The sequence below is a fragment of the Ciceribacter sichuanensis genome (genome assembly GCF_024055605.1).
Taxonomy (GTDB): Bacteria; Pseudomonadota; Alphaproteobacteria; order Rhizobiales; family Rhizobiaceae; genus Allorhizobium; species Allorhizobium sichuanense.
Genome location: NZ_JAMXLX010000007.1, coordinates 281988 through 301516, shown reverse-complemented (window position 1 = coordinate 301516; position 19529 = coordinate 281988). Strand labels below are relative to the sequence as shown.

Annotated in this window: 15 protein-coding genes and 1 pseudogene; 12 read left to right on the top strand and 4 right to left on the bottom strand. The window is 61.4% G+C overall.

Annotation, left to right across the window (positions count from 1 at the left end; all coding sequences use genetic code 11):
- From NBH21_RS20570 to NBH21_RS20560, 3 genes and pseudogenes are all read left to right on the top strand, one after another.
- Positions 1-470, top strand: a pseudogene (locus tag NBH21_RS20570) (acyl CoA:acetate/3-ketoacid CoA transferase); the annotation flags it as partial.
- On the top strand, positions 463-1236 hold the full coding sequence (locus tag NBH21_RS20565) for an enoyl-CoA hydratase/isomerase family protein (RefSeq protein WP_250914466.1): 774 nt from the start codon (positions 463-465) through the stop codon (positions 1234-1236). The pseudogene NBH21_RS20570 and the gene NBH21_RS20565, both read left to right, overlap by 8 nt.
- Complete coding sequence (locus NBH21_RS20560) at positions 1236-2744, top strand: aldehyde dehydrogenase family protein (protein WP_250914467.1); 1509 nt, start codon at positions 1236-1238, stop codon at positions 2742-2744. The genes NBH21_RS20565 and NBH21_RS20560 overlap by 1 nt, the downstream gene beginning before the upstream one ends.
- A 58-nt stretch (positions 2745-2802) precedes the next feature.
- Here NBH21_RS20560 and NBH21_RS20555 read toward each other — a convergent pair whose 3' ends face one another.
- Positions 2803-3855, bottom strand: coding sequence for a LacI family transcriptional regulator (locus tag NBH21_RS20555; RefSeq protein ID WP_250914468.1), 1053 nt, complete (start codon positions 3853-3855; stop codon positions 2803-2805).
- A 323-nt stretch (positions 3856-4178) separates the two neighbouring features.
- On the opposite strand from NBH21_RS20555, the gene NBH21_RS20550 reads away from it, so the two are divergent.
- The 9 genes from NBH21_RS20550 (at position 4179) to NBH21_RS20510 (ending at position 14051) form a co-directional block, all read left to right on the top strand.
- The gene (locus tag NBH21_RS20550; protein ID WP_250914469.1) at positions 4179-5420 is read left to right on the top strand and encodes an ABC transporter substrate-binding protein; all 1242 of its coding nucleotides are present in this window, start codon (positions 4179-4181) and stop codon (positions 5418-5420) included.
- Between the two features lie 154 nt (positions 5421-5574).
- A complete protein-coding gene (locus NBH21_RS20545; protein ID WP_250914470.1) occupies positions 5575-6453 on the top strand; it encodes a carbohydrate ABC transporter permease in 879 nt (292 codons plus the stop codon).
- Positions 6453-7337 (top strand): carbohydrate ABC transporter permease, encoded by an 885-nt coding sequence (locus tag NBH21_RS20540; RefSeq protein ID WP_250914471.1) that lies wholly within the window; start codon positions 6453-6455, stop codon positions 7335-7337. The genes NBH21_RS20545 and NBH21_RS20540 overlap by 1 nt, the downstream gene beginning before the upstream one ends.
- A gap of 5 nt (positions 7338-7342) precedes the next feature.
- Complete coding sequence (locus tag NBH21_RS20535) at positions 7343-8458, top strand: ABC transporter ATP-binding protein (RefSeq protein WP_163898591.1); 1116 nt, start codon at positions 7343-7345, stop codon at positions 8456-8458.
- Between the two features lie 22 nt (positions 8459-8480).
- A complete protein-coding gene (locus NBH21_RS20530) occupies positions 8481-9989 on the top strand; it encodes an FAD-dependent oxidoreductase (protein ID WP_250914472.1) in 1509 nt (502 codons plus the stop codon).
- Positions 9986-10759 carry a 3-ketoacyl-ACP reductase gene (locus NBH21_RS20525; protein ID WP_250914473.1) on the top strand — a complete coding sequence of 258 codons (774 nt, stop codon included), beginning with the start codon at positions 9986-9988 and terminating at the stop codon, positions 10757-10759. Before NBH21_RS20530 ends, NBH21_RS20525 begins: the two co-directional genes overlap by 4 nt.
- 50 nt (positions 10760-10809) lie before the next feature.
- Positions 10810-12465, top strand: coding sequence for a GMC family oxidoreductase (locus tag NBH21_RS20520; RefSeq protein ID WP_250914474.1), 1656 nt, complete (start codon positions 10810-10812; stop codon positions 12463-12465).
- Position 12466: 1 nt separating this feature from the next.
- Positions 12467-12787: a Dabb family protein gene (locus tag NBH21_RS20515; protein ID WP_250914475.1), complete on the top strand. Its 321-nt coding sequence runs from the start codon at positions 12467-12469 to the stop codon at positions 12785-12787.
- Position 12788: 1 nt separating this feature from the next.
- A complete protein-coding gene (locus NBH21_RS20510) occupies positions 12789-14051 on the top strand; it encodes a glycerate kinase type-2 family protein (RefSeq protein ID WP_250914476.1) in 1263 nt (420 codons plus the stop codon).
- Positions 14052-14111: 60 nt separating this feature from the next.
- Here the strand turns inward: NBH21_RS20510 and NBH21_RS20505 are convergent, their stop codons facing one another.
- The 3 genes from NBH21_RS20505 to NBH21_RS20495 form a co-directional block, all read right to left on the bottom strand.
- The gene (locus NBH21_RS20505) at positions 14112-17321 is read right to left on the bottom strand and encodes an efflux RND transporter permease subunit (protein ID WP_250914477.1); all 3210 of its coding nucleotides are present in this window, start codon (positions 17319-17321) and stop codon (positions 14112-14114) included.
- 114 nt (positions 17322-17435) lie between these two features.
- On the bottom strand, positions 17436-18623 hold the full coding sequence (locus tag NBH21_RS20500) for an efflux RND transporter periplasmic adaptor subunit (RefSeq protein WP_250914478.1): 1188 nt from the start codon (positions 18621-18623) through the stop codon (positions 17436-17438).
- Between the two features lie 54 nt (positions 18624-18677).
- Positions 18678-19475, bottom strand: coding sequence for an alpha/beta hydrolase (locus tag NBH21_RS20495; RefSeq protein ID WP_250914479.1), 798 nt, complete (start codon positions 19473-19475; stop codon positions 18678-18680).
- Positions 19476-19529 lie beyond the last annotated feature (54 nt).

Here is a 19529-nt window from a genome sequence, read left to right as displayed (position 1 = left end):
TCAATGTATCGAAGCTCGCTTTCCGGCCGCATGTGACGGCAGGGGCCGGCGGTTTCGTCGATATCACGGCACGGGCACGGAAGATCGTCTTCTCCGGCATGTTCAATGCCGGCGCCAGGCTTGGCATGGAAAACGGCCGGCTAGTCATCGAGAAGGAAGGCAAGCTCCGCAAGCTCGTCAATGAGGTGGAGCATGTGACCTTCTCCGGCAAGCGAGCCATCGAGCAGGGGCAGGACATCACTTATGTCACCGAGCGTTGCGTGATGAAGCTGACGCCCGCCGGTATCGTGGTGACGGAGATTGCGCCGGGTGTCGATCTTCAGGCCCATATTATCGACCAGTCGGAATTCCCGCTGATCGTTGCGGATGATCTGAAGGTGATGGACGCGGCTCTCTTCGCCGAAGCGCCGATCGGCCTCTCGCTTCCAACAAAGCCGCAGCGGGTTTTGGAGGGTGTCTTCCATGGCTGAGGTTCGCATCGACGTTGAAGGTGCGGTGGCGATCCTCACCGTTTCCCGCCCCGAAAAGCTAAATGCGCTCGATATCGACATGCTAAAGGCGCTTGCTGCGGCCTGCGACACGGTGGAGGCGGACAGCCGCATCCGGGTGGCTATCCTGACCGGTGATGGCAAGGCCTTTTCCGCCGGTGGAGACATCAAGGCATGGAGCGGCATGACGGCCAACGAGTTTGGCCATGCATGGGTTCGCTTCGGCCACCGCGTTTTCGAGCGTCTGGCAACATTACGGGTGCCTCTGATCGCTGCGATCAACGGACATGCGCTGGGTGGTGGGCTCGAACTCGCCGGCGTTGCGGATATCAGGATTGCCGAGCGGCAGGTAAAGATCGGTTTGCCTGAAACGAGCCTCGCCATGGTGCCGGGATGGTCGGGAACGCAGCGGTTGGTGCATCGGTTTGGCGCTCAGGTCGTCAGGCGAATGGTGCTGGGCGGCGAGATGTTCAGCGCGGAAGAAGCGCAGTCGCTCGGTATCATAGATGCCGTGGTGGACACCGGAACGGTCCTCGATGCCGCGAGGAGCTATGCCGAACGCGTTGCCCAGCGCGGGCCGGCGGCGCTTGAGGTGGCGAAGCTGATGATCGCTGTCGCCAATGGTGAAGACAACGGTTCTGCCGTGGAGGCGCTTGGCTCGATCCTCGTTGCCAAGACTGCAGATCTGAAAGAGGGCGTCGCCGCATTTGGCGAAAAGCGCCCCGCTGTATTCAAGGGAGAGTGGTGATGACAATTCTGGTGAGCCCGAAGGCGCTTCCCGACCTCAAGGTCGGTGATTTCAGGATGCTGGTCGATGGCGCGTGGGTGTCTTCCGCCGATGGCGACACAATCGAACGCACCGCGCCGAGCCATGGCGTGGTCGTCAGCCGTTTTCAGGCTGGCACCAAGGCCGATGCGGAAAAGGCGATTGCCGCCGCCCGTCTTGCCTTCGACAAGGGACCCTGGCCGCGTATGACGGCTTCCGAGCGTTCCGCCATTCTTCTGAAAGCCGCCGATCTCATCGCCGCCCGGCTGGAGGAAATCGCCTATCTCGATGCCATCGAGGCTGGCAAGCCGATTACGCAGGTGCGTGGTGAAATCGCCGGTGCCGTCGATATCTGGCGCTATGCCGCAGCGCTTGCGCGCGATCTGCACGGCGAAAGCTACAATACGCTTGGTGACGGAACACTTGGCGTCGTGCTGCGGGAAGCCATAGGTGTTGTCTCGATCATCACGCCGTGGAATTTCCCCTTCCTGATCGTCGGCCAGAAGCTCCCCTTCGCACTGGCGGCCGGTTGCACGACGGTGGTCAAGCCGTCGGAACTGACCTCCGGTTCGACGCTGGTGCTGGGTGAAATTCTGGCTGAAGCCGGCGTTCCAGCCGGTGTGGTCAACATCATCACGGGAACCGGCCCGGAGGTCGGCGCGGTCATGACGACCCATCCCGAAGTGGACATGGTGTCGTTCACCGGTTCCACCGGTGTCGGCAAGCTGACCATGGCCAATGCCGCCCAGACCCTGAAAAAAGTATCGCTGGAACTCGGCGGCAAGAACCCGCAGATCGTCTTCCCGGATGCCGATCTCGACGCCTTTATCGATGCCGCGGTGTTCGGCGCCTATTTCAACGCCGGCGAATGCTGCAATGCCGGCTCGCGCCTCATTCTGCATAAGAGCATAGCCAGCGATGCGATTGAACGGATCGCCGAACTGGCGAAGAAAGTGCGTGTCGGCGACCCGCTCGACCCGACGACACAGGTCGGCGCGATCATCACGCCGCAGCACATGGAAAAGATTGCCGGCTATGTTTCAGGCGCGAAAAGCGGTGGCGCGAAGATCGCTCATGGCGGCGAGGCGCTCGATTTCGGCGTCGGCCAGTTCATGGCGCCGACCATCCTTTCCGAGGTAACGCCGAACATGGCCGTTGCTCGCGAGGAGGTCTTCGGGCCGGTCCTCTCCGTTCTGACATTCGAAACCGTGGAGGAGGCGATCGAGATTGCCAATGCTGTCGACTATGGCTTGTCAGCCGGCGTCTGGAGCCGCGATTTCGATACCTGCCTGACGATCGGCCGCAAGGTGCGGGCCGGCACCATCTGGATGAACACCTTCATGGATGGAGCGTCAGAGCTTCCTTTCGGGGGGTACAAGCAGTCCGGCCTCGGTCGCGAACTCGGCCGTCATGCGGTGGAGGATTATACCGAAAGCAAGACGCTCAACATGCATATCGGTGCCCGCACCGGCTGGTGGATGCCGCGCTGAGGTCGTCATGATGAAGCCCTGGCCCCAACATCGGAGAATGCGACGGGATGGCGGCAGCTCAGTCTGCGGCGGTTCCGAAGCTCGGCTGCGGCGGCTGCAGGATCTGCAGCGTTTCAGCCGCCTCCCCTCCGATGCGCCGCAACAACAGCTTGCCGAGTTGCTCGCCGGCTGCGGTCAGGTCCTCGTAGATGGTTTCGATGCCGGGCTGGATGTCGCTGAGCAGGCGCGAGGTCTGCTTCGCCACCATGTCGAACTCCCGGCCAAGCGTCAGGCCGGCCTCACCGAGACCGGCAAGGGCCGCAAGGGCGGAAACTTCGCCGGGACAGATCAGCCCGTCCGGCGGATCGCTGAGCCCTGCCCTTTCGCGGAAGTGGTTGCGGATCGCGCCAGCCGGAGAATCGAGGTCGATATCCTCGGGGATCTCGAAGGATGCGCCGGCCTCGCGAATGGCGGTCATGAAGCCGTGGCGCATGTGCTGGCTGAAGGTCAGGTTTCGCGACGGCAGGATGATGGTAAGGCGCGACCTTCCCTTGGCCAGAAGCCGGCGTGCGGCCTCATAGGCAAAGGCGAAGCTGTCGAAATCAACATAAGGATGCGGCGTCGAGAACTCGCTGCGCCCATGGGTGATGAAGGGGAAGTCTTTTTCGATCAGCAGTCTGACGCGAGGATCGAGCGGCTCGGTGCGGGTGAAGATCAGCCCGTCCGCCAGATTGTTGCGAATGATGTAGTCGACGGCTTCCGCATTCGAGGACTTCACGAAGCTCGGCATGACGATCAGGTGATAGGGCGTGCCGGCAAGCGCTTGCGTCAGTCCAAGCATCAGCGAGGTGCCGAACCCGAGGATTTCCTCATGCGGGTCGAGCAGGACGCCCACGACATTCGTCCGACCGGTCTTCAGCCTTTGGGCGGCGCGGTCGGGCATATAGCCGACTTCCGCAGCAGCCTGATGGATGCGACGTCGCGTATCGATATTGATCAGAGGGTCATCGGCAAGGGCTCGGGATACGGTGGTTACGGCAAGTCCGGTCAGCTCTGCAATGGTTCGCAGCGTCGGCTTTGCGGACTTGCGTCTTCGCCCTTCCTGGCTTGTCGGGGTATCGGTCTTCGGCACGATCTTGGCGCTGGTATCTCTATGTTCGGAGGTCGGAGCCTACTCCGCGGAGCCGTTAGGTTCAATCGGAAAGTGAAACGTTACAAATTTCCGATCACTGAATATCACGTGCAGCATGTTGAGCCTAATTTCCCTTGTTTTGTTGCGTTGCACAAATAATTACCGGGAGTGACAGAGTTGCTGTAAGGGCTATTGACTCACAGGAATTTATAACGTTTCAAATTGGTGGGCGAGAAGGACGTCCATAGGATAGCCCGCAGGCGAGGAGCGAGGCGGGCACCGGCGGAACATCCGCATTTGAACTTGCAAACGGGAGGATTACGATGCGCAAGTTTCTGACGACGACTGCAGTGGCATTTACGATGATGGCCGGGATTGCCCAGGCCGCTGAAAACGTGGAAGTGCTGCATTGGTGGACTTCGGGCGGCGAGGCTGCTGCTCTCGACGTTCTCAAGAAAGATCTGGAATCCAAGGGCATCAGCTGGACCGACATGCCGGTTGCCGGCGGTGGCGGCACCGAGGCGATGACTGTGCTGCGTGCCCGCGTTACGGCCGGCAATGCACCGACCGCCGTGCAGATGCTCGGCTTCGACATTCTCGATTGGGCCAAGGAAGGCGCGCTCGGCAATCTCGACGACACCGCTTCCAAGGAAGGCTGGGACAAGGTGATCCCTGCCGCGCTGCAGAAGTTCTCGAAATATGACGGTCACTGGATCGCTGCGCCGGTGAATGTTCACTCGACCAATTGGCTGTGGATCAACAAGGCCGCTCTCGACAAGGCTGGCGGCAAGGAGCCGGCGAGCTGGGACGAACTGATCGCTCTGCTCGACAAGTTCAAGGAACAGGGCATCACGCCCGTCGCGCATGGCGGCCAGCCCTGGCAGGATGCGACCATCTTCGATGGCGTGGTGCTGTCGCTTGGCGACGATTTCTACAAGAAGGCCTTCATCGACCTCGATCCTGCAACGCTGGGTTCCGACAAGATGAAGGAAGCCTTCGACCGCATGACGAAGCTGCGCTCCTATGTGGACGACAACTTCTCCGGTCGTGACTGGAACCTTGCATCCTCCATGGTCATCGAAGGCAAGGCCGGCGTTCAGTTCATGGGCGACTGGGCTAAGGGCGAATTCATCAAGGCCGGCAAGAAGCCGGGCGAGGATTTCGTCTGCATGCGCTTCCCGGGAACCCAGGGCGCCGTTACCTTCAACTCCGACCAGTTCGCCATGTTCAAGGTTGCTGCTGACAAGGTTCCGGCCCAGCTCGCCATGGCCTCGGCAATCGAGAGCCCGACCTTCCAGTCGGCCTTCAACGTGGTCAAGGGCTCGGCTCCGGCCCGTACGGATGTTCCGGATACGGCATTTGACGCTTGCGGCAAGAAGGCGATCGCCGACCTTGCTGACGCAGACAAGAACGGTCGCCTCTATGGTTCGATGGCCCATGGCCATGCCAACCCGGCTGCCGTCAAGAACGCGATCTACGATGTCGTGACGCGTCAGTTCAACGGTGAGCTTTCTTCCGAAGACGCCGTGAAGGAACTCGTCTCCGCTGTCGAAGGCGCAAAGTAAGCCGGGGAAATCTCCCGGCCCCTCTCCCCGGTCTCCGGGGAGAGGGTTTGCCAAGGGCTCCGACCCTGCCCCGCTCCTCGCCTAAGAGGTGCGCGAGCCCAAGGGGCTGGGCCTCGAGAAAAACTAGAACCCACTATCGAACGGTGTCGCGATCATGGATAGCCGCAGCCGACTTCAGGAGCTATTGCCCAAGCTTGTGCTGGCGCCCAGCTTCGTCGTCATACTTCTCTTCGTCTATGGCTTCATCGCCTATACCGGCTATCTGTCGCTGACAGACAGCAAGATGCTGCCGTCCTACAATTTCGTCGGGCTGGAAAACTACTCCAAGCTCTGGGCCCTGCCCCACTGGTGGCGCTCGATTTCGAATCTGGCGATCTTCGCCTCGCTCTATATCCTGATCTGCTCCGTGCTCGGACTGTTTCTCGCGATCCTGCTCGACCAGAAGATCCGTGGCGAGGGCTTCCTGCGGCCGATCTATCTCTATCCGATGGCGCTTTCCTTCATCGTGACGGGCACGGCCTGGAAGTGGTTCCTCGATCCGGGCATCGGGCTTGAAAACACCATGCACCTCTGGGGCTGGGAGAGCTTCACCTTCACCTGGATCAAGGACAACAAGCTCGCCATCTACTGCGTCGTCATCGCCGCCGTGTGGCAGTCCTCGGGCTTTGTCATGGCGATGTTTCTTGCGGGCCTTCGCGGGGTCGACAACGAGATGATCAAGGCCGCGCAGGTCGATGGCGCCTCGAGCATCACGATCTACCGCCGCATCATCATTCCGCTGATGCGCCCGGTCTTCCTGTCCGCCTTCGTGGTGCTCGCCCATCTCGCGATCAAGGCATACGACCTGATCATCGCGCTCACCGGCGGCGGCCCCGGCCAGGCGACGCAACTGCCGGCGACCTTCATGTATTCCTACACCTTTACCCGCAACCAGATGGGCATCGGCGCATCGTCGGCGATCATCATGCTGATCATGATCTTCTCGATCATCATCCCTTATCTCTACTCGGAAGTTCGCGGAGGAAAACGCTGATGAGCGGCGCCGCCAATCCCCAGAATGCCATTTCGCACGGACACCTGACACGTGCCCTGATCTATGCCGCGCTGATCCTCTTTGCGATCTACTATCTGCTGCCGCTCTATGTCATGGTGGTGAATTCGCTGAAGCCCCTGGACGAGATCCGGCAGGGTGGCATGCTGAACCTACCGCAGACATGGACCTTCGAACCCTGGGTTTCGGCTTGGTCTACTGCACAGATCGGGGTCCAGCCGACCGGCCTCAAGCCCTTCTTCATCAACTCGATCCTGATGGTGGTGCCGGCCGTCGTCATTTCTACCTTCGTCGGCGCACTCAACGGCTATGTGCTGACCAAGTGGCAGTTCCGCGGCTCCAATATCTTCTTCGGAATGCTGCTGCTCTCGTGTTTCATCCCGTTCCAGATCGTGCTGATCCCGATGGCCCGGGTGCTGGGCCTGATCGGCCTCGCCGGATCGATCTGGGGCCTGATCCTCGTGCATGTGGTCTATGGCCTGGGCTTCACCACGCTCTATTTCCGCAACTACTATGAGGCGTTCCCGACCGAGCTCGTCCGGGCCGCGCAGATCGACGGCGCAAGCTTCTTCCAGATCTTCTGGCGCATCCTGCTGCCCTCCTCCGGCCCGATCATCGTCGTTTCCGTCATCTGGCAGTTCACCAATATCTGGAACGACTTCCTGTTCGGCGCATCGTTCTCGGGTGCTGCAACGACACCGATGACGGTCGCGCTCAACAACCTCGTGTCCTCCTCGACGGGCGTGAAGGAATACAACGTCCACTTTGCCGGCGCGATCCTCGCCGCCCTGCCAACCCTTATCGTCTACATCGTCTCCGGCCGCTACTTCGTCCGCGGTCTGATGTCCGGCGCCGTGAAAGGATAAGACCCATGTCGTTTCTCAAGATCAGCCATCTGCGCAAGTCCTATGGCGCGCTGGAAATCCTGAAGGATATCAATATCGAGATCGAGGAAGGTGGCTTCCTCGTGCTCGTCGGCCCCTCGGGCTGCGGCAAGTCCACGCTTCTCAATACCATTGCCGGGCTGGAGCCGATCACATCGGGCGACATCGAGATCAATGGACGCTCGGTGTCGGGCCTTCACCCTTCCAAGCGCGATATCGCCATGGTGTTCCAGTCGTATGCGCTCTATCCGAACATGACGGTTGCGGGGAACATCGCCTTCGGCATGGAAATCCGTGGCGTGCCGAAGGAGGAGCGTGAAAAGGCCATCCATCAGGTCGCCGACATGCTTCAGATCGGCCATCTGCTCGATCGCAAGCCGAGCCAGCTTTCCGGTGGACAGCGCCAGCGTGTCGCGATGGGCCGTGCGCTCGTGCGCAATCCGCAGGTCTTCCTGTTCGACGAGCCGTTGTCCAATCTTGATGCCAAGCTGCGCGTCGACATGCGCACTGAAATCAAGCGCCTGCATCACCGGATGAAGACCACGATCGTCTACGTCACCCACGACCAGATCGAGGCGATGACGCTCGCCACCAAGATCGCTGTGCTGAAGGATGGTGTTCTGCAGCAGTTCGGCTCGCCGGCCGAGATCTACAACAATCCGGCCAACATGTTCGTGGCGGATTTCATGGGTTCTCCGGCGATGAACCTGCTCGAGGCGACCGTCGAGAAGAACGACGCCGGGCTGTCGGTTCTTCTCTCGCGAGGCGGCGGAGAGCCGCTGCGACTTCCCGTTTCGGCCGACAAACAGGCGCTGGCTGCCCATGCCGGGCGGCAGGTGATGTTCGGCATCCGGCCGGAGGCGCTGACCGATCCGGACGGGGCCGATCGCAACGCCAAGCTGCTCGCCGAGGGCGATTGTCTGATCGAAGTGGTGGAACCCGCCGGCGCCGACACCTTCGCCGTCACACATCTCGGCGGCAAGGAGATCGTCGCACGCCTGAGGGCGGACGCTCACATCCATGCCGGCCAGACGGCTCGCCTCGCCTTCAATCTCGACAAGGCCGTCTACTTCGACCCGCAGACGCAGGCGCGGATTGCCTGATACGGATGCGGGGGACAGCAAGATGACCAGTAACCCGGATATCGTCATCATCGGCTCCGGCATCGGCGGATCGACCGCCGCCGCCGGACTGGCGGCGACTGGCGCCTCGATCTTGATCCTGGAAGCGGGCGACCACATCGCCGACCGCCCGGAAAACCGGGACCAGCGAGCCATCTTTCAGCGCGGTTACTTCCGTCCGAGGGAGATGTGGTATGAGTACGGCGGCCAAGCCTTCAATCCCGGCAATTACTATTATGTCGGAGGAAATTCGAAATTCTACGGGGCGGTGCTGGTGCGTTACCGTCGCGAGGATTTCGAGGAGATGGCCCATCGTGAGGGTGTCTCGCCGGCATGGCCATTCCCTTATGAAGAACTGGAACCCTGGTATTCCCGGGCCGAGCAGCTTTTCATGGTGCGTGGAACTCTCGGTGAGGATCCGACGGAACCGCGACACTCCCTCCCCTACCCCTTTCCGCCGGTTCCGGACGAACCGGCGATCGCCAAGGTTCGCAAGCGGCTGAAATCCATCGGCATGCATCCGTATTCGCTGCCGCTGGGCATTGATATCGAACGCTGGCTTGCGAAAGCGAGAACGCCATGGGACGCCCATCCGAATGCGAATGACGGGAAGATGGATGCGGAGACGGCGGCGCTTGCCTACGCCCTGAAGCATGAACAGATCACGCTGCAGACGGGATCTCGCGTTACTCGTCTGGAAGTCGGGTCGGAGGGCAAGTGGATCGAAGCCGTTCATTACGAGAAGGATGGCGAGCAGTGCAAAGTGTCGCCGAAACTGGTGATCCTGTCGGCCGGAGCGGTCCAGTCGGCAGTGCTGTTGCTGCGTTCGGCCGAGGAACGCCATCCCGGCGGACTGGCCAACAGGTCCGATCAGGTCGGTCGCAATTTCATGAACCACAATTCGAGTGCGGTGCTGGCGATCTCGCCCACCTATCGCAACGATAGCGTTTACCAGAAGACTTTCGGTTTCAACGATTTCTATCTCTCGGATGGTGAGGGTGGCCCGCCGCTCGGCAATGTTCAGCTTCTGGGTCGGGTTTCGGCTGCGATCCTGAAGGCGAACATGCCGAAGGTGCCGGAATGGCTGCTGGGCCAGATTTCCGCCCATGCGATCGATTTCTACGCGATGAGCGAGGATATCCCGCATCCCGAGAGCCGCATCATGGTGGATGGCGACCGCATCGTTCTCAAATGGCATCGCACCAACTGGGATGCCCATCTCGATCTGGTACGCAGGCTGAAAGGGGTGCTGAAGAAGGCGGGTTTCCCGATCGTGCTTTCCCGTCCGTTCGACAAGCGCACGCCATCGCATCAATGCGGCACTATCAGGATCGGGCATGACCCGGCAACCTCGCCGCTCGATGTCTATTGCCGTGCCCATGATCATCCGAACCTGTTCGTGGTCGATGCCGGCTTCCTGCCCACCTCGGCGGCCGTCAATCCGGCGCTGACGGTGGCGGCCCAGGCGCTGCGCGTTGCCGATCACATCGCATCGGAGGATATGAGGTCATGACCGGTTCCCGCCCGCTTGCAATCGTCACCGGCGGCCGGCGCGGCATAGGCCTCGGCATTGCCCGGGCGCTCGCCGCCGATGGCTTCGACATCGCCCTGACCGGCCTTGGGCCATATGGCACAGAAGAAAGCGTGCTGGCCGATCTCGAAGCGCGGGGCGTGAAAACCGCCTATTTCGAGGCTGATCTTGCCGATGTCACGGACCATGACGCGACCATCGGAAAGATCATGACCCGCTTCGGACGGATCGATTGTCTCGTCAACAATGCTGGCATGGGCTCGGTGGTCCGGGGCGATTTCCTTGGCCTGACGCCAGAGAATTTCGACCGGATCATCGCCACCAACCTGCGCGGCACGGTGTTTTTCACGCAGGCCGTATTGCGCGCGATGCTGGCCTCGCCGTCACCGGCTGGCGCGCGGAGCATAGTCAACATCACCTCCGTTTCGGCGGCGATGAGCTCACCTGAGAGACTTGATTATTGCATCAGCAAGGCGGGGCTTTCCTCCTTCAGCAAGGGGCTGGCGCTCTATCTGGCGGAGAAGGAAATCGCCGTCTTCGAGATCCGTCCGGGCATTATCCGGACCGACATGACGGCCGGTGTGGCCGGGAAATATGACGCCCTGATTGCCGGGGGGCTGGTCCCGATGCGGCGCTGGGGCGAGCCGGATGACATTGGCGGCGTGGTTTCCGCGCTCGCCTCCGGCCGTTTCGCCTTCGCGACCGGCTCGGTGATCGATCTCGATGGCGGGCTGTCGATCGGAAGATTGTGATTTCCCCTCCCCCTTGAGGGAGGGTGGACGAACGACTTGAGGAAGACGTTATGACCTATGATTACATCATCACCGGTGCCGGACCTGCCGGATGCGTGCTCGCCAACCGGCTGAGCGAGGATCCTGATGTCCGCGTGCTACTGATCGAGGCTGGTGGTGGCGACTGGAACCCGCTGTTTCACATGCCGGCCGGTTTTGCCAAGATGACCAAGGGTGTAGCGAGCTGGGGCTGGCAGACCGTGCCGCAGAAGCACATGAAAGGTCGTGTGCTGCGCTATACACAGGCCAAGGTGATCGGCGGCGGCTCCTCGATCAATGCCCAACTTTATACCCGGGGTAACGCTCGGGATTACGATCTCTGGGCGCGGGAGGAAGGCTGCGAAGGCTGGGACTATCGCTCGGTCCTGCCCTATTTCAAGCGTGCCGAGGACAACCAGCGCTTCGCCGACGACTATCATTCCTATGGCGGGCCGCTCGGTGTCTCGATGCCGGTCTCGCCGCTGCCGATCTGCGATGCCTATATCCGCGCCGGCCAGGAACTGGGCATTCCCTACAATCACGATTTCAATGGCAGGCGGCAGGCCGGCGTCGGTTTCTATCAGCTTACCCAGCGCAATCGCCGCCGCTCTTCCGCGTCTCTGGCCTATCTCTCCCCGATCAGGGACCGAAAGAACCTGACGGTAAAGATGAATGCCCGTGTGGCGAGGATCGTGGTCGAGGGCAGGCGCGCCGTCGGCGTTGAGATTGCCGGCAACAATGGCCGCGAGATTGTCCGGGCGGAGCGCGAGGTGCTGGTTTCCTCGGGCGCCATCGGATCGCCCAAGCTTCTCCTGCAATCCGGTATCGGCCCTGCCGATCATCTTCGCTCGGTTGGCGTAGAGGTGAAACACGACTTGCCCGGCGTCGGCGGCAATATGCAGGACCATCTTGACCTGTTCGTGATTTCCGAATGCACCGGCGATCACACCTATGACGGGGTGGCGAAGCTCCATCGCACACTATGGGCCGGCATCCAGTATGTCCTGTTCCAGACGGGACCGGTTGCCTCCTCGCTCTTCGAAACCGGCGGCTTCTGGTATGCCGATCCGGATGCCCGCTCGCCTGATATCCAGTTCCACCTTGGCCTGGGCTCCGGTATTGAGGCGGGCGTGGAGAAGCTCAGGAATGCCGGCGTGACGCTTAATTCGGCCTATCTGCATCCGCGCTCGCGCGGGACCGTGCGCCTTTCCTCCTCCGATCCGGCAGCGGCTCCGCTGATCGATCCGAACTACTGGGAAGATCCGCACGACAGAAAGATGTCGATCGAAGGACTGAAGCTTGCCCGCGAGATCATGCAGCAGGCGGCGCTGAAGCCCTTTGTGCAGGCGGAGCGTCTGCCGGGGCCGAAGGCGATGACCGACGAGGAGCTGTTCGACTACGGCTGCGCCAACGCCAAGACGGATCATCATCCGGTCGGGACCTGCAGGATGGGCACTGGCCCGGATGCCGTCGTCGGGCTGGATCTCAGGGTTCATGGCCTTGATGGACTGCGGGTCTGCGACAGTTCGGTGATGCCGCGAGTTCCCTCGTGCAATACCAATGCCCCGACGATCATGGTGGGGGAGAAGGGTGCGGATATCATCCGGGAACTCCCTCCCCTGCCCCCGGCGATCTTTGCCAACGAGCGCAACGACACACGGCCCCGCGCCCGGGCGGAGGTTTGCTGAGATGATCCGCCATTGCGTCTTCATCCGCTTCAGGCCGGAGGTTTCGACCGAGGCAAAGCTTGAAATCTATTCGGAAATCCGCAGTCTGATGCCGCGGCTCGATGGCTTGCTGGCGGTTCATGTCGGAGACAATGTCAGCCCCGAACACGGCATGGACAAAGGATACTCCGAAGGCTTTATAGTCGACTTCCGGGATGCTGCTGCCCGCGACCTTTACCTTGAGGATCCCGAGCATCGCCAGACCGGCGGAAAGATCGTGGCGGCTGCCATTGGCGGCATCGACGGTATTTTCGTCTATGACATCGAGATTGCCGGAGACTGAGTTGACGTTCGAGTCGCGTGCCTTCCTTGCCGACCTTTTTCACGCAGCGGTTGCTGCGGCTGACCCTTATGAGGCGATCGTCCGGCACCTGCCGGCAAGGCCGAAGGGCCGCACCATCGTTGTTGGAGCCGGAAAGGCCGCCAGCCAGATGGCGGCAGCCTTCGAACGTGCATGGGGAGAACCGGTCGAAGGGCTGGTGGTTGCTCGTCATGGACCTGTCGAGACCTGCCGGAATACGCGGGTGCTGACCGCGGCCCATCCCGTACCCGACGAGGCCGGGATTGCCGGGGCCGAGGCGCTGCTACGGCATGTCGAGAGGCTGACCTCCGACGATCTGGTCGTCGCGCTGATCTCGGGAGGCGGATCGGCACTTCTCCCCGCACCGCCGGTGGGTTTCTCCCTGGCAGATGAAAAGGCGTTGAACAAAGCACTTCTCGCCTCGGGAGCGCCGATCTCGGCGATGAATGTCGTCAGAAAGCATTTCTCGCGCATCAAGGGCGGCCGGCTCGCAGCACGGGCCTATCCGGCAAGGGTGGTCAGTCTGGTCGTTTCCGACGTTCCCGGTGACGATCCGGCGCTTGTGGCGTCAGGTCCGACAGTTGCGGGAGCGGGTGACGCCGAAGAGGCGCTCCGCATCATCCGCGATTATCGCATCGGACTTCCCGCTTCCGTCGTGGAGTTCATCGGCAGGGAGAACGCGCCTCTACCGGACGATGAAGCATTTGCACACAATGAGGTGCATGTCATCGCTTCCGCGCGCGTTTCACTGGAGGCCGCTGCCGCTCACGCTCGCAAGTTCGGTGTTCAGCCGTTGATCCTGTCGGACAGTATCGAAGGTGAGGCGAAGGACATTGGGCGCATGCATGCCGCGCTGGCGCGGGAGTTCGCGGCCAATGCTCAAGGCCTGTCCAAACCGATGGTCCTCCTGTCCGGCGGTGAGACGACGGTGACGATTGGCGGCGGAAAGTATGGCAAAGGGGGCCGGAATTCGGAGCTGCTGCTATCGGCCGCCATCGATCTGCAGGGAGCAGAAGGAATTACGGCGCTTGCGGCCGATACAGACGGGATTGACGGTTCGGAAGACAATGCGGGTGCGTTCTGTGACGGGGGAACGGTATCAAGGATCAGGGCCGGTGGTGGTGATGCGCGAACCTATCTTGCCGGTCACGACGCATGGTCGGCCTTCGATCTCGCCGGAGACCTGTTCGTTCCCGGTCCGACGGGAACCAATGTGAATGATCTCAGGGCGTTCCTGATCGTCTGACAGAGCGAAGCTCAAAGAGAAAGGGCGGGATCCGAAGATCCCGCCCTTTTTGCTGTCCGATTATTCGGCTGCGATCTGGTGGGTATCGCCACCGGCGGCCTGACTGTTTGCGGCCTCCTGCCGTTCGTGGTGAATGAGCGGCCTGTTGCCCGTCAGCAGGCGCACCAGCACGTAGAAGACCGGTGTCATGAAGATGCCGAAGAATGTCACCCCGATCATGCCGGAGAACACCGCGACACCCATGGCGGCACGCATTTCCGCACCGGCGCCGGTGGAGACGACCAGCGGCACGACACCCATGATGAAGGCCATGGAGGTCATCAGGATCGGGCGCAGGCGAAGGCGACTTGCCTCGATTGCGGCCTGCACCGGCGTTCGTCCTTCGAACTCCAGCTCCCGCGCAAACTCGACGATCAGGATCGCGTTTTTCGCCGATAGTCCCACAAGCACCACGAGACCGATCTGGGTGAAGATGTTGTTGTCACCACCCGTGAGCCAGACCCCGGTCAAGGCGGCCAGCACACCCATCGGCACGATCATGATGATCGCAATCGGCAGGGTGAGGCTTTCATACTGCGCTGCAAGCACCAGATAGACGAGCAGCAGGGCGAGCGGGAAGACGACAATGCTCGAATTGCCGGCAAGGATCTGCTGGTAGGTCAGGTCGGTCCACTCGAAGTCGATGCCGGGGGGCAGTGTCTCGTTGAGGATCTTCTCGATCGCTGCCTGTGCCTGACCGGATGAAAATCCCGGTGCGGGTCCGCCGTTGATATCCGCAGCGAGGAAGCCGTTATAACGCGTGGTGCGTTCCGGTCCCGTCGTTGCATCCACCTTCAAGAGAGCCGAGAGCGGGATCATCTGGCCGGATTGCGAGCGAACTTTCAACTGGCCGATATCCTCGGCCTTGGCGCGGAACTGGGCGTCGGCCTGGACCCGGACGCTGTATGTGCGCCCGAATGCGTTGAAGTCGTTCACATAGAGCGAACCGAGATAGATCTGCAGCGTTTCGAAGACGTCGGTCACCGAGACGCCGAGCTGTTCGGCCTTGGCGCGGTCGAGATCGGCGTATAGCTGTGGCACGTTGATCTGGAAGCTCGAGAAGATGCCGGCAAGTTCGGGCGTTTGGTAGGCCTTTGCGATCACCGCCTTGGTGGCTTCGTCAAGGACCTTGTTGCCAAGGCCGGCGCGATCCTCGATCTGCAGCTTAAAGCCTCCCGTCGTGCCGAGACCGTTGACTGGCGGCGGCGGGAACATCGCGATGAACGCATCCTGAATGCCCGCATATTTCTGGTTCAGCGCCATGGCAATGGCGCCGCCCGAAAGTTCGGGCGACTTGCGGTTCTCGAAGTCGTCGAGAACGGCGAAGACGATGCCGGCATTCGAGCCGATGGTGAAACCGTTGATCGACAGGCCCGGGAAGGCGATCGCATGGCTGACGCCAGGATGTGCCAGGGCTATGTCGCTCATCTGCTTGATGACGCTTTCCGTGCGGTCGAGGGTCGCGCCGTCCGGAAGCTGGGCAAAGCCGATCAGGTACTGTTTGTCCTGCGCCGGCACGAAACCGCCCGGCACGGTACTGAACATGCTATAGGTGGCCCCGACCAGTGCGAGGTAGATGACCATCACAAGGCTCTTGCGCGACAGGAGTCCGCCTACCGTGCGGCCATAGCCGTTGGAGGCGGCCCCGAAGACGCGGTTGAAGCCGCGGAAGAACCAGCCGAAGATGGCATCCATGAAGCGCGTCAACCAGTCCTTCGGCGCATGGTGGTCCTTCAGCAGAAGTGCCGCAAGTGCCGGTGAAAGCGTCAGGGAGTTGATCGCCGAAATGACGGTCGAGATTGCGATCGTCAGCGCGAACTGACGATAGAACTGGCCTGAAAGACCGGTGATGAAGGCAAGCGGCACGAAAACCGCGACCAGAACAAGTGCGATGGCGATGATCGGGCCGGAAACTTCCCGCATGGCGCGATAGGTCGCATCGCGTGGACTTAAGCCGTTCTCGATATTGCGCTCGACGTTTTCCACCACGACGATCGCGTCATCGACCACGATGCCGATGGCGAGCACAAGCCCGAATAGCGTCAGCGCGTTGATCGAGAACCCGAACGCATACATCACCGCAAACGTACCGATGATCGAGACGGGAACCGCGATCAGTGGAATGATCGAGGCGCGCCACGTCTGCAGGAACAGGATGACGACGAGCACGACGAGCGCGATGGCCTCGAGCAGGGTATCGACAACCTTCTCGATCGACGAACGCACGAACTTGGTGGTGTCATAGGCGATTTCGAACTTCACGCCGGTCGGCATGGCGAGCTGCAGCTCGTCCATGGTCGCGCGGACATTGTCGGAAATCTCGATGGCGTTCGAACCCGGAGCCTGAAGGACGGCGACGGCGACGGCCGGCTTGCCGTCGAGCAGCGACCGAAGCGTGTAGTCGGCAGCGCCGAGTTCGATGCGGGCGACATCGCGCAGGCGCGTGATCTCGCCGTCTTCGCCGGTCTTGACGATGATGTTGCCGAATTCCTCGGGAGTCTGGAGACGGCCCTGGGCGTTGACGTTGAGCTGCAGGTTGACGCCTGGCAGGCTGGGCGATGCGCCGATAATACCGGCCGCGGCCTGGACGTTTTGTGAGCGGATGGCATTGGTGACATCGCTTGCCGCCAGTGAATGTTCGGCCGTCTTCTGCGGATCGATCCAGATGCGCATGGAATAGTCGCCGGCGCCGAAGACCTGAACCTGACCGACGCCCTCAATGCGGGCAAGACGGTCCTTGATATTGAGCGTCGCGTAGTTGCGCAGATAGGTGATGTCGTAGTCATCGACGGTCGAGACCAGATTCACCACCATGATGAAGTCCGGCGAGCTCTTGACCGTGGTGATACCCAGCGCGCGCACTTCGGATGGAAGGCGAGGCTCGGCCTGTGAAACGCGGTTCTGCACCAGCTGCTGTGCCTTGTCGGGGTCGGTGCCGAGCTTGAAGGTCACGGTGAGGGTCAGGACGCCGTCGGACGTCGCCTGACTGGACATATAGAGCATGTCCTCGACGCCATTGATCTGTTCTTCCAGCGGCGTTGCCACCGTCTCGGCGATAACCGTGGGATTGGCGCCCGGATAGCTGGCACGCACGACGACAGACGGCGGCACCACTTCGGGATATTCGGAAATCGGCAGCGAGCGCATGCCGATCAGGCCCGCCACCACGATGAGGATCGACAGCACGGCCGCGAAGACGGGTCTGTCGACGAAAAATCTGGAGATGTTCATGTCAAAGCCCTCTCCGGGTTGAACATAGGCAAAACGACCCCGCCGCCTGCGATCGGGTGATCACAAGCTTCAAAGCGGGTTGGAATGGGTGGCCGGCAAATAGCGCCGGCCGTATTACTGCTGGGCGATCGTGGCTTCCGCTTGAGGATCGACCACGGCACCGGGCCGGATGCGCTGCAGGCCATTGACGACGATCCTGTCGCCGGCATTCAGGCCTTCTTCCACGATCCGCTGGCCATCGACGCTGCTACCGAGCCTGACCTGGCGGATTGCGACCGTGTTGGATGTATCCACCACAAAGACGAACTTCTTGTCCTGATCCGTGCCGATCGCCCGTTCGCTAACGAGAAGATGCTCTTCAGCCTTGGGCTGGCCCATGCGAACTCGCACGAACTGGCCGGGGATCAGCCGTCCTTCCGGATTGTCGAAGATTGCCCGGACGCGGATGGTGCCGCTCGAAGCGTTCACCTCGTTGTCGATGAGCTGGAGCTTGCCGCGGATCGGGGTGCCGTTGTCGGAAAGCGTGCCGACCTCGACGGGGACCTGTTCGATTGCCGGAAGACCGTTTGCGGCGGGCAGTTCGGCAAGCGTGCGGGCCACCAGCTCTTCGCTGGCGTCGAAGCTCGCATAGATCGGATCGGTGGAAACCAGCGTCGTCAGCGGCGTCGAGGAGGAGCCGGCAGCAACGAGGTTCCCGACGGTGACTTCGATCCTGCCGACCCGGCCGGCGATCGGCGCGTGGATCTGGGTGTAATCCAGATCGAGTTGGGCCGATTTCAGGGCCGCCTTGGCGGACTGGAGGTTCGCCAGCGCCTCATTGCGGGCGCTCTGACGCTGGGTAAGATCGCTCTGGGAGATGGTGTTCTTGGATGCAAGGTTCTTGCCGCGTTCGAACTCCGTAGACGCCAGTTCGACGCGCGCCTGCGCCGAGGCGACCTGGCCTTCGGCCTGAGCGACTGCCGCCTGATAGGGTTCGGGATCGATCGTGACGAGCAGGTCGCCGGCCTTCACCAGACCGCCTTCGCGGAAATGGACCGACTGCACCATGCCTGCGACGCGCGGACGAACCTGCACCCGATCGACCGCTTCCAGTCGACCGGAGAATTCCTGCCATGTGCTGATACTGCGCGGCTCGACGGTCGCGACAGTCACGGGGATGGCCGGGGCGGGTGCGGCAGCAGCGGTTTCAGAGGCTGCATTGGCTCCTCTCGGCAGGTCCAGATACATTGTCGCACCTGCGATGGACGCAACGGTCCCTATACCGGCACCCCACAGGGCCCAGCGCTTGTTTTTCGCTGTCATGATATCTCCTTGCGGCCCGAAACCGGCCGCTTTCAGTTCTGAAATACTGTCCTGCTAAGCACTTAATTCCTGAACGAAACCGGTGAATTCGGCACCGAGCGCCTTCATCCATTCACCGCCATCGTCCCTGTAGATCCCGGTCCAGCCGCTGCCGGCCGGGAAAACATGTTGGCGCACCCTGACGCCGGAACCACGAAGCCTGTCACCGTAGCCGCGAACCTCGTCACGCAGCGGATCGTCTTCCGCTGTCACGATCAGAGCCGGTGCCAGACCGTTCAGCCGCGAACAAAGACATGGCGCCGCATAAGGGTGCTGCGAACCGAAATGCGAGCCGAGATAATGGCTCCACCCATCCGACCAGCGTTCCCTCATTCCGATCTTGTCAGCCTCCCGGAAGGATGCCGATGCCATCATCGGATCGATCATGGGCGACAGCAAAATCTGTCCGTCCAGTTCACCCTGCATCTGGTCGCGCGCCTTCAGCGCCACCCCGGCGGCGACGTTGCCCCCGGCTTCATCTCCGGCCACCAGCAGCAGCGACTTCGCAGTTCCGAATTGTTTCCGGCGACTGTTCAGACACAGCAAGGCAGCGAATGCGCATTCCATCGCCTGTGGAAACAGGTTATTCGAAACGCTGCTGTAGTCCGCTTCCAGAACCACGGCGCCTGCATCCGCAAGCGCTCGTGCGACCGGTTGCTCTTCCTCTTCGCGGTCATCGGCCAGAAAGGCTCCGCCGCGAAGATAAAGCACCAGGGGGGGCGTCTTGCACTTGCCCTTCCCTTCGTAGAGACGCATGGGAACCGGTGGCTTGGCCGACCTGTCGAAAGGTATGTTTCCCCACTGCGCTGTCATTGAAAAATCCTCGATCGATCCCAATTCAGGGATCTATATCCGCTGCCGGACACG

Excerpts from the sequence above, each read along its gene's own strand:
- NBH21_RS20565 (WP_250914466.1), top strand. The coding sequence starts at position 463 with ATGGCTGAGGTTCGCATCGACGTTGAAGGTGCGGTGGCGATCCTCACC.
- NBH21_RS20560 (WP_250914467.1), top strand. The coding sequence starts at position 1,236 with ATGACAATTCTGGTGAGCCCGAAGGCGCTTCCCGACCTCAAGGTCGGT.
- NBH21_RS20550 (WP_250914469.1), top strand. The coding sequence starts at position 4,179 with ATGCGCAAGTTTCTGACGACGACTGCAGTGGCATTTACGATGATGGCC.
- NBH21_RS20545 (WP_250914470.1), top strand. The coding sequence starts at position 5,575 with ATGGATAGCCGCAGCCGACTTCAGGAGCTATTGCCCAAGCTTGTGCTG.
- NBH21_RS20540 (WP_250914471.1), top strand. The coding sequence starts at position 6,453 with ATGAGCGGCGCCGCCAATCCCCAGAATGCCATTTCGCACGGACACCTG.
- NBH21_RS20535 (WP_163898591.1), top strand. The coding sequence starts at position 7,343 with ATGTCGTTTCTCAAGATCAGCCATCTGCGCAAGTCCTATGGCGCGCTG.
- NBH21_RS20530 (WP_250914472.1), top strand. The coding sequence starts at position 8,481 with ATGACCAGTAACCCGGATATCGTCATCATCGGCTCCGGCATCGGCGGA.
- NBH21_RS20525 (WP_250914473.1), top strand. The coding sequence starts at position 9,986 with ATGACCGGTTCCCGCCCGCTTGCAATCGTCACCGGCGGCCGGCGCGGC.
- NBH21_RS20520 (WP_250914474.1), top strand. The coding sequence starts at position 10,810 with ATGACCTATGATTACATCATCACCGGTGCCGGACCTGCCGGATGCGTG.
- NBH21_RS20515 (WP_250914475.1), top strand. The coding sequence starts at position 12,467 with ATGATCCGCCATTGCGTCTTCATCCGCTTCAGGCCGGAGGTTTCGACC.
- NBH21_RS20505 (WP_250914477.1), bottom strand. The coding sequence starts at position 17,321 with ATGAACATCTCCAGATTTTTCGTCGACAGACCCGTCTTCGCGGCCGTG.
- NBH21_RS20500 (WP_250914478.1), bottom strand. The coding sequence starts at position 18,623 with ATGACAGCGAAAAACAAGCGCTGGGCCCTGTGGGGTGCCGGTATAGGG.
- NBH21_RS20495 (WP_250914479.1), bottom strand. The coding sequence starts at position 19,475 with ATGACAGCGCAGTGGGGAAACATACCTTTCGACAGGTCGGCCAAGCCA.